Below are 14,619 nucleotides of genomic sequence, written 5' to 3' on the forward strand. Positions count from 1 at the left end.
GGCATGATACATGAGCATCTAAATCCTTTAGCTTCTATCCCATGGGATAAACCGAAGGTATATGCATACTACTCAGGTGCCCCTAATTATTGGGATAAAGCCAAGATCGACAACAACCTTTTTAAAAAGTATTCAACCGCACAAACACAGTATAGTGCTTACGATACAAAGTCAATTATGCACTATAGTATCAGTCCGGATCTTACAACAAATGGATTCAGCGTTGGTAGTAATACTGTTTTATCTCCTACAGATAAGCAATTTATTGCAACAGTCTATCCAAAATAACATCTCAATTTAGTTAAATGTTTGTCTGCCTTGTATAGCCAAGGCAGACTTTTTCTTTTCATACAATATTTCAAAATAATGAAAAGATGTCATCAATGATCTATCGTGAAGGATAATAAAAACAAAAAAGCCCCTGAAAAGGGGCAATAAGTGACTTCGGAGGGGTTCGAACCCCCAACCCTCGGAGCCGAAATCCGATATTCTATCCAGTTGAACTACGAAGCCATTTTTATGAAGAATAAGTAATTAATAATGAAGTATACAAATATAGTTTATTATTAATTACTTATTACTTACGGTTAGAATGTAATTTTCACCCCTCCCAGAATCTGAGCGCCCAGGACTTTATATCCTTTGTACGTCTGGTATTTTGAGCTTAGAAGATTATTTCCGAGTGCGAAAATACTGAAATTTTTGTGAATTTTATACTCTGCAGAAAGATTTAAATCAGCATACCCCCCAACTTTATCATTTGTGTTCTCCGCAGACTGGAAAACCATGTTAGGATTAGCAACACCTTCGATCATATAAGAGTTTGTTGTTCTGTCACTTGCAAAGATTCCTTTAAACCCTAACAACAACTTCTTGTCAAGCATTGTATATTTTGCCCCGATGCTTGCATTGAACAACGGAACGTTATAAATATTGTCATAATTCTTCAGATTGTACTTCGTAAACCTTACTTCTCCATCTAAAATCAGATTCGCTAACGGGAAATATTGCACACTTCCTTTGATATCACTTACATTTCCATCATCATACACAGCAGAGAATGTATTGGCAAAATTGTACGGAGAACGGTTTAATGTAAAATCATTATCGAAAAGTCCGTTGCCTTTGAAGAACATAATATCTTTCATCTTTCCGAAACCTGCTGAGAAGTCATATTTCACCGTTTCGTCGATATCACCTCGCAATCCTACATAAAAATGATATTTCGTCTCTGTTGGCTTTAAAAACTGGTCAGAAAGAATAAAAGGATTGGTCTGTAACATATCTCCATAGGTATTCAGTTTCAAACCACCGTCTACCCCACCATAGAATTTAAATTCTTTAGCTGCTGCAACCTGAAACTCCGCCTGCGGGAACCAATAGGTTTTATTGTTCTTCGTTTGCTCCATCTGAATGTTGGAATTCTTAGCATTCAGGAAAGTGAATGATGATCCTAACATTAAATAAGATTCTCCTTTTCTGAAAGTCACTTTTGGAGTAAGATTCGTATTGAAGAAATTAGATGAATTTTTATCTCTGATCGCAAAATCAGTTTTTACCGCATCCAATCCAACTCCTAAATCAGCATTCAGATTGATCCCTGATTTTCCTAGTTCTACCGCATGTTTGGAGAAATTAGCCAAAATCGAAACCTGATTTTCCTGAGCATCAAAATGATCTTTCAGGAAGGATGATTTTACCCTTACATCATTTAAAATTTCATTAGAATAGAAATCATAATATCCATTCACTTTAAACTGATTAACATTCTGCTTCAGATCAACATCGGCAGACGGCTGCAAAGCATAAATACCATAATAATTATAGTTATTAAAACCATATTCAGCGTTTACATTGAACTTCCCTTTCTCTCCATAAGAATTAAGGAATGCACTGAAAGCAGCTGATGTTTGCTTTGATTTCCAATCGTAATCTTTTTTAAGGCCATTAGTCGAAAGTACATGAACATCCCCTCCTACTTCAATCTTGTTTTGAAGAGTTTTGGAAATGTTTCCGTCCAATAAGATTTTACCATAATTACCCATTCCAAACTGAAAATAATTATTCTGGGCGGTACCATCAAATTTCGGAGCTACATCTTCCCCCTGAATTGTTGAAGTTTTAAAGTCTGAAACTGCAGGAACATCTGTGATGGTATATTTCACAGGGTTCTGAGACTTCTCTTCCGGTGGATAATTTTTAATCGTTTCCACGGAAGTCTTCTTCTTCTCGATCTTCTTCACCTCCGGTTCTCTCTTTTTATTAAGAACCAGTTTTTCCTCCTTGATCTGGGAAAACGCAAACTGCGAAACCCCTAAAAATAATATGGATAATATTTGAATTTTCTTGTTCATATTTTCTTTATTTGAAAAAAATATATAACGGGTTTTATTTATTGGAAGCAATATAATTGCCTAATAAAGCTTTCCCTGACTGTTTTGAAAAAGTTCTCCCAAGTCTGAATATATTAAACAGCCAAAGGCTTTGATAAACTTGTAATTTGTATTGATAATTTTTTGTTGTACTGTTTTCAGCTACATCATAACTGTAAGAAATATCGTATGGAAATCCGGAAGGCAATAACCCGACCGTGATCATACTTCCTATCATAGGGTTTCCGCATGAAGGAGTACGGGTCAGCATCGGATGCAGTGTTATTTTAGCAGCACCGGCACTATCTTCCACAATTTCATAAATACCTGAATGTTTTAAAATGTCAAATTCTTTCTTAAGCTCTTTATTCAAAACAAAAGCCTTTTGCTTCGGAAAGTCGGCTTTAGCATGACGATACTCTTTGGGATAGGCTCCATATGCAGGAACGCAGCTCCAAAGTGAAACAGAGATCAAAAAAGAACAAATTGCAATTTTAAACACTTTCATTTTTATTTCTTAATCTGCTTTTTAACTTCTTTAGCTTCTGCAACAATTTCAGGGAAATCCTTATAATTCGCAATGATCTGGTCGCAGGTATAACTTGCCTGGTAATTATCTTTCAGGCCAATATAGTTTTTAGCCATCAATACCAGAGCTTTTGCACCCCAATATTCTTCTGAAGCATAATTATTGGCAAGCTTAAAGATCGTCTCATTGGAAGACTTGAAGGCTTTTCCTTTACTCTGATAAAAAGCTTTAGCATATATTGCCTCTGCAGCTACCGATGTATTGGATGATTTTTCAAGAGAAGTATAGGCAGACTGTGCATCTTTATCTTTTCCTGAATTCATCAGACTTCTCGCTTTGATCACTTTTGCAGTTTCAATTACAGCTGCCGAGTTTTTAGAATTTCCAATTACGGCATTGGCTAATTTTTCGGCTTCAGAGAAGTTCTTTTCATCAGCATACAATTTCATCAACTCAACATTAGCATAGTTTTTAACACTGATATCGGAGGAGTTTCTGATACCTTCAAGGTATTTTTTTGCCTCCGTAGTATTCCCTTGTGCAATGAATATCTGAGCTAAACGAGTTTGTGCGTCATCCTGGTAATCATTCTGAATTCCAGCTACTTCCTGAAGAACAAGTAAAGCTTTAGTTGAATTATTGGTTTGATAATAACTTTCTCCCAATTCATACTTAGCCTGATACAATCCTTCCCCTGTCGGGTTTTGTGTCAGGTATTTCTCGTAGTATGAAATTGCATTTTTGTAGTCCTTCTTCGCGAAGTATTGTTTTCCTGTAGACAGGTTGATTTCATCAATTTCTGAGGCATCAACATTGACTCCAATATTTCTTGCAAAAGTTTCATATCCTGAAACATCTCCGTTCTTTGTGAAAAGTGGTTTTGCAGCCTGAACAATTTTTTGAGCATACGCCGTATTTTTATATTGCTCACCCAAAGATTTCAGCTCAGAAAGTGCCTTGTCATTTTGGTTTTGGTCAATATAGTTCTGTGCTCTGTAGATCGATGCATTAGCAATCAGATCTTTGTCGGAAGATGTTTTGATCACTTTTCCGAAATAATCATTGGAATTGGCAAAATCATCCTGAGCCGCATAGGCAGTTCCTATTTCATACTGTGCATCATCATAATACTCAGAATCAGGATATTTAGTTAAAAGATTTTTTAAGTTGGTAATCTTGGCTTGTGTATCTCCTTTAAATCCTAAAGCCATTGCTTTTTGATATACGGTATAATCTGTAGCATCCTGATTTTTATCGTAAATGGCAATTGCTTCATTCAGGTCATTGTTCGCATAATGAATATCTGCCAAACGAAGTTCAGCATCATTTTTAAACTCAGGTTTCGGATTGGTAAGGTATTGCTTGAAATAGGTTTCAGCCTGATCGAATTTTTTAGATTTAAAATAAGCATATCCTAAATCATAGGGCAACTGTTGTTTTTCAGGGAAAGTCTCATTAACAAGTTTTTCGTAACGGACAATCGCAGACGGGTAATTTCCTTTTTGGTAATATACCTGAGCAAGCCAGTATAAAGCTCTGCTGTTAAATTCTTTATTGATATTGAAAGCAAGACTTCGTAAGAAATACTTCTCGGCTTCATCATAATTTCCTTTGTTGAACTCTTCTGTTCCTAGTAAATAAGAAACTTCCTGATCCACTTTGTTGATCTCAGGAGTTGAGCTTTGCAATCTGTCAATCGCATTGAGGGTTTCCTTATAGTTTCCTGAATACAGGTAGGATTTCACCAATAAAGATCTCATTTCCGAAGCATTTGCTCCGTTCTGATTTTCATTGATATAACTTTGAATAACTCCCGACGGACTTTCAAATGGGTTACCGATATCATAACTTAGCTTGGCATATTGCTCATGAGCCAGTTTTTTCACTTTGGCATCATAATCCATCTGGTAAGAAGAACGGAATGCGGAAAGAGCTTCCTGCTTTTTATCAACGGCCAGATATGCATTTCCTAATTGGTAATACGCATTCTGTGCTAAAGCTGAATTGCTATTGATGATCTGATTGTAATAAGAAACCGCCTCATCATATTTTTTCAACTGTGCTGCCACGAATCCTATCTCATACAAATCGTTTTCAGAAGGATTTTGCTGTACATTCAGATAATCTTTTAAATGGGGATAAGCCGAGTTATAATCATTTTTCATGAAATAACTTTCCCCAATGATTTTATGAACTTCAGCTTTATAAGACTCCGAAATATTTTCGTTCAATAATGCATTTCCTTCCGAAATAGCTTTATCATAATTCTTATCGTTGTAGTACATCTGTACATAATACGGACGAACTAGCTTCGAGAATTTATCCTGATCTTTAATTGAATCAAAGTACTGGAAAGCTTTATCATTCTGCCTGTTGCTGTAGTACAAATGCCCCAGCATATAAGCGATTTCTCCTTTCTGAGACTGATCTGCCGATTTATAGGCTTCTTCAAGTGCGTCAATTGCTCCTTTAGAATCTCCGGTCATGAATTTAGCATACCCCAACTTTAGAATATATTGTGTATTCTCCTCTTTTGAAAGCTGATATTGGTTTACCTTTTTCAAAGTTTCCAAAGCTTTGTCAAAATCCTTTTTAGCCAGATAATAATCCGCCAACGGAAGATTAGCCTGAGCAAAATAGGCAGAATTCGGATATTCTTTTATAAAAGCCGTTAATCCTTCTTCAGCATGGTTTTTTTGAAGAATCACTCCAATCACATTATCAAAAAACTGCGCCGCCTCCTTTTTCGAACGTGACAAATTCTGATTGTAGAAATATTGTCTTGCGTATTCGTATTGGGAGGCGTTGTATATTTTAGTCTGATAAAGATTTTCAGCTAGATTGAATCTATAATTTTCTTTCTGTGTAAAATATTGAGACTGTTGAGCATCGGAGATTCCGAAGTAGATGACCGCAGCCGCTAAAAGTATTTTTTTTGATTTCATTCTTCTTGTATAAGAAAATTAGTCTACATAAGTTAACGAAAATATTAAAAACTTATTGTTTAAGCAAGTTTTAGCAGATTTAATAGTTTTAAAATATCAATTTAACAATAATGAAACCATTTCACCATTGCTTGATAAAAATTCTTACTTTAGTCTGATAAAATTTAAACAAATTTGAGTATTGATTCAATATTTTTCAATCTAATACTTTTTCAACAGCAGCTAAAAACATACCATTAACATACGATACCATGAAATTTAAGATACTTTTAGCATTAATTTTTGTAAACCTGATGCAGGCTCAAAAGTTTTACTTTCCAAAAACAGCAGTCACAGACTCTATGATTTTGGAAAAACAAATGCCGGGACTTGCACTTCAGGTCATTCCCCAACTCCAGTCTGCAAAGAATAAACCGGAGAAGAATATTGACTTTTTCGATAACCTTTTCCGTTTACAAATGGTAGCCACAGATTATCAGAAATCAATCACTACTCTATCTGAATACCGTAATTTATTCGCTGATCATAATATGGGGGATAATAAATTCATTGGCTATGAATTTTACAGCTTGGCTAAAATGGCTGAAAAAGCAGGTAATCTACCATTTAACAAAGCTCTGCAAACAGCATTTGATAAAAAATATGAAAGTCTCTCTCCTTCATTGAAAACCAGAGTACCTCTCATCGTGGATGGGGATGTAAGGGAATATAGAAAAACATTAGCAAAAGTTCTTGAGAAACAAAAAGACAAGGACAGTATTGATTACAAATCTGCCTTGGCGTTGTGTAAAGCTTATTTAAATACTAAGACCTATTCAAGCATTAAGCCTCAAATTATGCAGTTGCTGGCCTCAAAAGATAAGGAAGACTTTATCACGGAGACCAAAGATCTTAAAACAAAAAATGGAAATACTCTAACGATTACGATTGTCCGAAAAAGAAAGAATACATCTCCTCTTCCTGTTATTCTGACCAATAACATTTATGCCGGTCCTTTTGATGAGTACTTTGGAAAAAGAGCTGCCATTTACAATTATGTAGGAGCCATTGTCAATACCCGGGGTAAAAGAAACAGCAATGATGTAAACAATCCTTTTGAACACGAGTCACAAGATATCTATGAAGTGATAGACTGGGTAAGCAAACAACCATGGAGCAACGGAAAAGTCGGCATGATCGGTGGAAGTTATCTCGGTTTCAGCCAATGGGCAGCGGTAAAAAAGTTGCACCCGGCACTGAAAACAATTGTTCCTCAGGTCGCAGTTGGTATTGGCATCGATTATCCAGCACAAAATAATATATTCATGAGTTATATGCTGCAATGGATTCAGTATGTAACCAATAATAAATTAACTGACGAAGCGGATTTTAGCAATGCTGTAAAATGGGACTCTATCAACACCGCCTGGTACAAGAGTGGAAAATCATTCAGAGCATTGGATTCAATAAGTGGCAAGCCAAGTAAGATATTTCAGCGATGGCTGGATCATCCGGGCTATGATCAGTACTGGCAGAAAATGGTTCCTTACAAAGAGGATTTCTCAAAGATAAACATCCCTATTCTAACAACCACAGGATATTACGATGATGATCAGATAGGAGCTCTTTATTATTACAAGCAGCATCTTAAATACAATAAAAATGCAGATCATTACCTTGTCATAGGCCCTTACAATCACGGGGGAGCACAAAGTTACGGCTTTACCTATGTGAATGGTAATCCTATAGACCCGGTGGCAAGAATAAGTATTGACGAACTGGCTTTTTCATGGTTTGATTATATTTTGAAAGGTGGAAAAAAACCGGACATTTTAAAAGATAAAGTGAATTTTCAGGTGATGAATACTAATACCTGGAAACATGTTCCTGAACTGGATAAAATGCATACTTCCACTCTTAGGTTTTATCTTCAGGACAGAAAAAATAATTCTTCTGTTTTTAATAAGCCTCCAACCAAAAGTTTCACAAGACAAACAGTGGATTTTAAAGACAGAAATACCAAAGACACCTACTATAAAGTCAGTAAAAAAGACAGTATAAAAACTACGAATTCAATATATTTTGAGAGTGAGGTTTTGGATAAAGATCTTATCATCAGTGGAAATCCGGCAGGATTCTTTACTGTTTCTATTAATAAAAAGGATTTTGACACTGATACTTATTTATATCAGATCCAACCGGATGGAAAGTCCTTTTTATTATCCACTCATATGGTAAGAGCAAGCTATGCAAAGAATAATATTAACCGTAAGCTTCTTAAACCAAATGAGGTCGAACAAATTCCTATTAACAATTCATTTTTCATGAGTAAAAAAATAGAAAAAGGAAGTAAATTATTGTTATTAGTCGGTGTGAATAAAAGTCCCAACTGGCAGATCAATTATGGAAGTGGAAAGGATGTAAGTGATGAAACCATAAAGGATTCCGGAGAACCGCTTGAAATAAAATGGTATAATGACAGCTATGTGGAAATACCTGTTTATAAGGATTAAACGTTCCTAAGTAAGCGATTTTAGTCAAATGTTGTTAACGACTGTTAACACCAAAATAAAAAATCATTACATTTGCTTTTTTTCAAATCAAATATAGTTATTGAATGAGTCAACTTTTTAGAAGAAAAATCTATTCAGATACAGATACTTCAACAGGCCTTTTAAGGGTCTTGGGCGTTTGGGACATTGTATTTTTTGGTATTGCGGCAATTATAGGAGCTGGAAGCTTCAGCAGTTTGGGAGAAGCCGTTTTCAGAGGTGGCCCCGGCGTAATCCTTTTATATTTGATTTGTGGCTTTGCCTGTGGTTTTACTGCATTATGCTATGCTGAATTTGCCAGCCGAATTCCTACAGCAGGCTCTGCTTACACCTACGCTTATGCCAGTTTCGGGGAACTGATAGCCTGGGTTATCGGTTGGGCACTGATCATGGAATATTCCTTTGGAAATATTTATGTTGCCTTTTCCTGGTCTGATTATTTCACCAGCTTTTTAGGTCGTATCGGAATGCACATTCCCGACTACCTGACCTGCAGCTATACGGAAGCCAGAAAAGCCTTTCAATACGGCTCAGAAAATAAAGAATTATTAAATGCCTGGAACACTGCTCCTTTGATTGGAAGTTTAAAATTCATTGTAGACGTTCCGGCTTTAGTCATCAACGGATTAATTACGTGGCTATGTTATGTTGGAGTGAAAGAAAGTAAAAACTTCAACAATTCACTGGTAATTTTAAAACTGGGAGTGATTTTACTGGTTATTCTGGTTGGTTTTGCTTATATCAATACAGATAACTGGACTCCGATAAGTCCGACTACGGGAACTCCATCGTTTATGCCGAATGGTTTTGCGGGAGTAATGAGTGCTGTTTCCGGAGTATTTTTCGCCTATATTGGCTTTGATGCTTTAAGTGTACTTTCTGAAGAGACAAAAGATCCACAAAAAACATTACCAAAAGGGATGATCATTTCTCTTGTTTTATGTACCGTGATTTATATTGCACTTACCTTAGTTTTAACGGGTATGGTGGATTACAAAAAATTCGATGGTGTGGGCGACCCGCTTTCTTTTATTTTTGAAAAGACCAATGCGAATGTAGCATGGATGGAACTTGTCGTTTCTTTTGTGGCCATTGTAGCCATTACCACCGTATTACTGGTTTTCCAGATGGGACAGCCAAGAATCTGGTACGCAATGAGCCGTGACGGATTAATGCCTCAAAGATTTCAAAAAGTTCACCCTAAATATAAAACCCCTTCCTACGCAACAGTCGTTACAGGAATTGTAGTGGGGATTCCAATTTTATTTACCGATAAAACGTTCATTCTTGATTTTACAAGTATCGGAACCATCTTCGCATTTGTACTGGTTTGTGCAGGTGTACTTATGCTTCCTGCTAAAGAAAAAATAAAGGGTAGATTTCACCTTCCTTATGTGAATGGTAAAATCATTTTCCCGGTTGTTTTCATCGGTGGATTGATTGGATTTTATTACTGGCAGCCGGAGTTTTTCCATACGCTGACAGACTGGTCTGATCCTAAAGAAGGGGAATTCAGAGCATCCATCTTCTTTTTTATCCTGTTCAATCTGGGACTTTGCATCCTTACTTTTATAAAGAATTTATCATTAATTCCATTGGTTGGTTTAAGCTCTTGTTTATATCTGCTTACGGGAATGAGCCACGAGAACTGGTTCTGGTTCGGAATGTGGTTCCTGGTAGGAATGGTCATCTATTTCTGTTATGGTTATAAAAACAGTAAATTAGGAAAAGAATTAAAAAATAGCTAAGAGATAATTAGCAAAGCTCTAAAAGGCAAAATAGCAAAAAGGATCAACCACCGGTAGACTGATTTGTTATTTTGCCTTTTTCTTTTTGTCATCCGGTAGAAATCGGCAAAATTATTGCTATAACTTCAAAAGAATCAATAAACTAAACGACCATGTCTGAAAGAATTAAAACCTACAAAGATTTCTACCAGTTCTATCTTACTGAACATAGTAAAACAGGAACCCGCATTTTTCACTTCATCGGTACTCTTCTCGTCTTTCTGGTCATTGGATATGTAATCAATTCCGGAAAAGAACGATTTCTGTGGTATATTCCGATCTTTGGGTATGGATTTGCCTGGTTCAGTCATGCGGTTATTGAAAGAAATAAGCCTGCCACTTTTAAGTATCCACTGTGGTCTTTGATTTCAGATTTCAGACTTTTTTTTGAACTGCTGATTGGTAGACAGAAGTTTATAATGCCTGATAATAAGCCACAGAATCAATAATAGAACTCCTTTCTTTTGGATCTACACCCTATTAGATTAAGATTCTCTGGAATGGCAAAGAGTGTTTGCATTTCCAAGGATTATGACATCCTTGCTTAACCTCTTTTCATTAATCCGAATATTAGATTCAATTATTTGTTTGAATGAAGTCTCTTTCCTATCCAATATCCCAATGACGGGAGCATAAAAGATAATACCACCGGGCAGATCAATGCCAGACCAGAACCTTCAAGAACTAACGTTAAAGGAAAAAGGTATCCATTATAAGCAATGAGCGCCAATGTAAAAATAAAACTGTCACTATTATTTGTAGAAAGAATATTAAAATCGCTTCCGAACTGGTCGAATATACCTGAACAAATGAAAAGAAATACATTCACAAAAAACATCCACAGAACAGTTCTGTAGATCATTCTTTTTTTTGCATTGAGATATCCTGCAAAGATCAGAAGAAGAGATAAAATTCCTGAAATAAGAAAGTCTACAACAGATAAGTCCGTTTCTCCCTCAGTCTTTCCAAAGAAATATACGGCATAGATTACAAGATTCAGGAGATAGATTGCTGTTACATAATTCATAAGTCAAAAATTTAATGTTTACAATCAATATAGTTTTTCCAGAATATCGTAATGAACGGTATTCATAACTTTTTCAGCCAAAGGATCTCCTTTAACAATGGTTTTTCCCGGAATGTAGCTTGAAAATATAATTGTTTTGTCTTTATTCAAGGTAACTTCTACTTCTTCAAGAATATTTTTATCATCCACATAAAACTGAATCCTATTGTCTACAATTCTCCAGAAAGAAAGCCTTGGCTCAGACGGGCTGCAATCTCCTACACTTCCTTCAACATAATTATAGATAGCAAAACCGTCTTCCCGGAGCGCATAATTCCTCATAAGACGACAGTTATCAAATTGTTTTACAACTTTCTTTTTATTTTCATAGAAACCAGCCTCTTTTAACTTCCAGAAACCGATGACATTTTCTTTTTTTAATTTTTGAGCGGAAATAACAGAAGATATTGCCACGATAAAGGCAACAGATAATATTTTATGCATCATTGAATGTATAGAAATTTGTGCTATTTTATTTTAACGAAGATACGATAATTGAATAAAAAAGAGGCTTTGATTATTGAGTAAAAGGATTCGGCGGGCAGCTTCGCTGCCCGCCGAATCCTCAAAATTTTAAACTTTGAATAGTAAGCTTCAGCTTTTATTTAAATCTTTTCTTAAAACTGAATTTAAGCCTATTCATCAAACCTGCTTCAATAATATCGATTCCTAATCCAAAATTACTGTCTGCTATCGTATGATGATCTTCTCTGAATCTTTCAAACTCACTTTGTGGAATTTCAAGGTTGACCAAAGGACTGTACTCGATGAAAACAGTAGCTCCGGTTTTAGCAATTTTCTTACGGCTTTTAAAATCAAAATATGGGTTAGCAATGGTAGTTTCCTGCACTGTATATTTCTCGTCTGTATCAATTTTCTGATCGGTATACAGGTTAATTTCATACTTTTCGCTATCGAAATTATGCCAGAAAGGTAAATCTTTGTGCATAAAATCCCTGGCGCTTGCCTTCACCAGATTTCTGTCGAAATACATCAGAAAACGATTCCCTTGAGGATCCGTATAATAAGGATTATCAACGGAAGATGAATACTGGATCGTTAGTTCATTTTGCTTTTTATCATCACTTATTACATCAATGACGGCGTCTTTGAAAACATTCCGGACATCAGTTCCGTTTCTGTCATTAGAATAATTAAGACTATAAAACAAAAAGCTGTTCCAGCTGTCTATTATTTCTCTTTTATTGGTATTTTTAAAATACCTTCTCATCGCATTGGCTCTGTTTCCTCTGTATGTGGTAACAAGATTAAGTTTTCCGGTATTGCCCTGAACATTGAAATCTGCTTTTTCGTTCACACAGTAATATGGAAATTTATATGGTTTTCTTACCTGCAATTCCTGATCTTTTTTCACTTCCAGGTAATGCATGAAATAGATAAATCCTCTATTTTCAATCAATCCGAATTCATCCCGAATCGTCGCATCAATAAAGTACTCTTCTCCTTTATAATTTATTTTTACAACAACGTGATTAAAGCTCAGCAATGAAGGCAAATAATATTTGATATAGTAATCTGTATTAAAATTAACCAATACTACAGACGCATCCACTCCGATATAATCGAGAATAACTTTAAGTAAAACTGATTTTGCCTTACAGTCACCCTGCTTGTTTTCATAAGTTACAGATGGTGCTTGTGGTTTATGTCCGTTCATTTCATCAGCATTGAAAATATAATAGATATGATTCTGAACATATTCTATAGCAAACTCAAGCTTTTCATCCTGATCTGTAATAGCATCAATCTTTTCGATAAGGTTGGGAGCAAAATCCTTTAGAGAAGCCAGGCTGAAAACTTCATCATACATCGGAACGATATAATTGGAAAGCTCTTTCCAGTTACTTTCTGTTGCAAAATCGATATAAGGAAAAATTTCACGTCCGGAGTCTACAGGATTAATATAATTCTCTTCTTCAATAACAAAGCGGTCTCCTTTTTTTAAATAATTAATTTCCGGTTCCAGCACATTGCCCTGCTCATCTCTGAAAAACGTCTTTTTATAAGTAATCTGCTGTTCACGTTCATTAATAAAAGTAAACTTAAAGCTTCCGTACGCCCAGTAATTATCAGGGCTCACCCAAACATATTTTGAAAACTCTTTTCTAAGAAAATCGCGATCTGTAAACTCTTTTACACGAGTATCTTCCAGAATCAAAACATCATACAACCTAAGATCTTTTATGGTAATATTGATCTTTTTATTACTGCTCAAAATCCCACCACTGCTTTGATTCTCGCTATCCAGCACTTTTATTTTAGTATCGGGAATTTTATCGATAAGCACACCGTCTCTTAATACACTGATCCTATGAATCTGATATACCTCGTTTTCTTCAACGACAACATCAGAAACAGAAGCCCTTTCCAGGTTTCCCGGTTCGTTCAGGGTATAAGCCATGCAGATGTATTCGCTGTTTTCCGTATTGCTGCTGTAGTATTTTTTGTCTAAAAAGTAGCAGTAGTCCCTGCCTTCTTCGATTTGTTTTCTGGCAAATTCAGAGTCCTTGATTCGATCTTTTATTTCCTGGTCTCCGATATTTCCTGCCCACATTTCAGGTTGTTGAATCTTGTAATTTTCAACTTGAATTTGATTGTCCATCTTTATTGTAAGAATTTTGTTTTTTGGTTATAATTATTGTGAACTTCAAATTAAATGATTAAAAAACTAAAAAACAATAGTAGAACTGCGACAATTAACGGAAAAAATTCGGCATGGTAATTGCCAAGTATGGGCTAAAATTAAGTTTATGAAAAGTATAGCAACAATTCTAAAAGGGACAGTACCCGCATTAGCATTATTCGCAATGACACAATGTACAACGACAAGCGGGGTATCTGCAGCTGATGAAAAAACATTCATCGTAGGACCACAAACGGCAGATTGTACAGGAGTAGCCCCTATGAAATGTCTGCAGGTAAAGGAAAAAGCTTCTGAAAGCTGGACAAATTTCTACACGAATATTGAAGGATTTACTTATGAGCCGGGATATGAATATGTTTTAAAAGTAAAAACAGAGAAAATCGCAAATCCTCCGGCAGACGGATCTTCCGTGAAGTATACTTTGGTAAAACAAGTTTCTAAAGTTAAAAAAGAGGCTGTTGCTGCAAATGAAAAAACAATCATTGTAGGAGCACAAACAGTTGATTGTTCAGCAGGAGCAGGACGTATGAAATGTATGCAGGTAAAAGAGAACGCTTCAGAGAACTGGACGAATTTCTACAGCAATATTGAAGGATTCACCTATGAGCCCGGATATGAATATGTTCTGAAAGTAAAAACAGAAAAAATTGCCAATCCACCGGCAGATGCTTCTTCAATAAAATATACATTGATCGAGCAGGTTTCTAAAACAAAGAAATAATAA

11 protein-coding genes and 1 tRNA gene are annotated in these 14,619 nt (G+C 35.7%); 5 read left to right on the plus strand and 7 right to left on the minus strand.

From position 1 onward, the window contains the following. Positions 1-3 precede the first annotated feature (3 nt). Positions 4-288: a zinc metalloprotease gene (locus tag EG342_RS25540; protein WP_246008671.1), complete on the plus strand. Its 285-nt coding sequence runs from the start codon at positions 4-6 to the stop codon at positions 286-288. 151 nt (positions 289-439) lie between these two features. On the opposite strand, the gene EG342_RS20600 is transcribed toward EG342_RS25540, so the two are convergent. The 4 genes from EG342_RS20600 to EG342_RS20615 all read right to left on the minus strand — a co-directional run bounded on the left by EG342_RS20600 (position 440) and on the right by EG342_RS20615 (position 5,846). Next, positions 440-513 (minus strand) — tRNA-Arg (locus EG342_RS20600). Between the two features lie 74 nt (positions 514-587). Beyond that, positions 588-2,354, minus strand: a complete 1,767-nt coding sequence (locus tag EG342_RS20605; RefSeq protein ID WP_103292863.1) for a TonB-dependent receptor — start codon at positions 2,352-2,354, stop codon at positions 588-590. Between the two features lie 34 nt (positions 2,355-2,388). Continuing rightward, positions 2,389-2,880 carry a hypothetical protein gene (locus EG342_RS20610; RefSeq protein ID WP_103292833.1) on the minus strand — a complete coding sequence of 164 codons (492 nt, stop codon included), beginning with the start codon at positions 2,878-2,880 and terminating at the stop codon, positions 2,389-2,391. Between the two features lie 2 nt (positions 2,881-2,882). Further along, a complete protein-coding gene (locus tag EG342_RS20615) occupies positions 2,883-5,846 on the minus strand; it encodes a tetratricopeptide repeat protein (RefSeq protein ID WP_103292834.1) in 2,964 nt (987 codons plus the stop codon). A 251-nt stretch (positions 5,847-6,097) separates the two neighbouring features. Between EG342_RS20615 and EG342_RS20620 the strand changes: the two genes are divergently transcribed. The 3 genes from EG342_RS20620 (at position 6,098) to EG342_RS20630 (ending at position 10,613) form a co-directional block, all read left to right on the plus strand. After that, complete coding sequence (locus EG342_RS20620) at positions 6,098-8,338, plus strand: CocE/NonD family hydrolase (RefSeq protein WP_103292835.1); 2,241 nt, start codon at positions 6,098-6,100, stop codon at positions 8,336-8,338. Positions 8,339-8,442: 104 nt separating this feature from the next. Beyond that, positions 8,443-10,125: an APC family permease gene (locus EG342_RS20625; protein WP_103292836.1), complete on the plus strand. Its 1,683-nt coding sequence runs from the start codon at positions 8,443-8,445 to the stop codon at positions 10,123-10,125. Between the two features lie 152 nt (positions 10,126-10,277). Further along, positions 10,278-10,613 carry a DUF962 domain-containing protein gene (locus EG342_RS20630; RefSeq protein WP_103292837.1) on the plus strand — a complete coding sequence of 112 codons (336 nt, stop codon included), beginning with the start codon at positions 10,278-10,280 and terminating at the stop codon, positions 10,611-10,613. A 131-nt stretch (positions 10,614-10,744) separates the two neighbouring features. Here the strand turns inward: EG342_RS20630 and EG342_RS20635 are convergent, their stop codons facing one another. From EG342_RS20635 to EG342_RS20645, 3 genes are all read right to left on the minus strand, one after another. Further along, a complete protein-coding gene (locus tag EG342_RS20635; protein WP_103292838.1) occupies positions 10,745-11,191 on the minus strand; it encodes a hypothetical protein in 447 nt (148 codons plus the stop codon). A 24-nt stretch (positions 11,192-11,215) separates the two neighbouring features. Continuing rightward, on the minus strand, positions 11,216-11,677 hold the full coding sequence (locus EG342_RS20640) for a lipocalin-like domain-containing protein (RefSeq protein WP_103292839.1): 462 nt from the start codon (positions 11,675-11,677) through the stop codon (positions 11,216-11,218). 154 nt (positions 11,678-11,831) lie between these two features. Continuing rightward, positions 11,832-13,853 carry a DUF3857 domain-containing protein gene (locus EG342_RS20645; protein ID WP_103292840.1) on the minus strand — a complete coding sequence of 674 codons (2,022 nt, stop codon included), beginning with the start codon at positions 13,851-13,853 and terminating at the stop codon, positions 11,832-11,834. A gap of 148 nt (positions 13,854-14,001) precedes the next feature. On the opposite strand from EG342_RS20645, the gene EG342_RS25545 reads away from it, so the two are divergent. Further along, positions 14,002-14,616: a DUF4377 domain-containing protein gene (locus EG342_RS25545; RefSeq protein WP_246008672.1), complete on the plus strand. Its 615-nt coding sequence runs from the start codon at positions 14,002-14,004 to the stop codon at positions 14,614-14,616. Positions 14,617-14,619 lie beyond the last annotated feature (3 nt).

Source organism: Chryseobacterium lactis, from assembly GCF_003815875.1.
GTDB classification, from domain to species: Bacteria; Bacteroidota; Bacteroidia; order Flavobacteriales; family Weeksellaceae; genus Chryseobacterium; species Chryseobacterium lactis.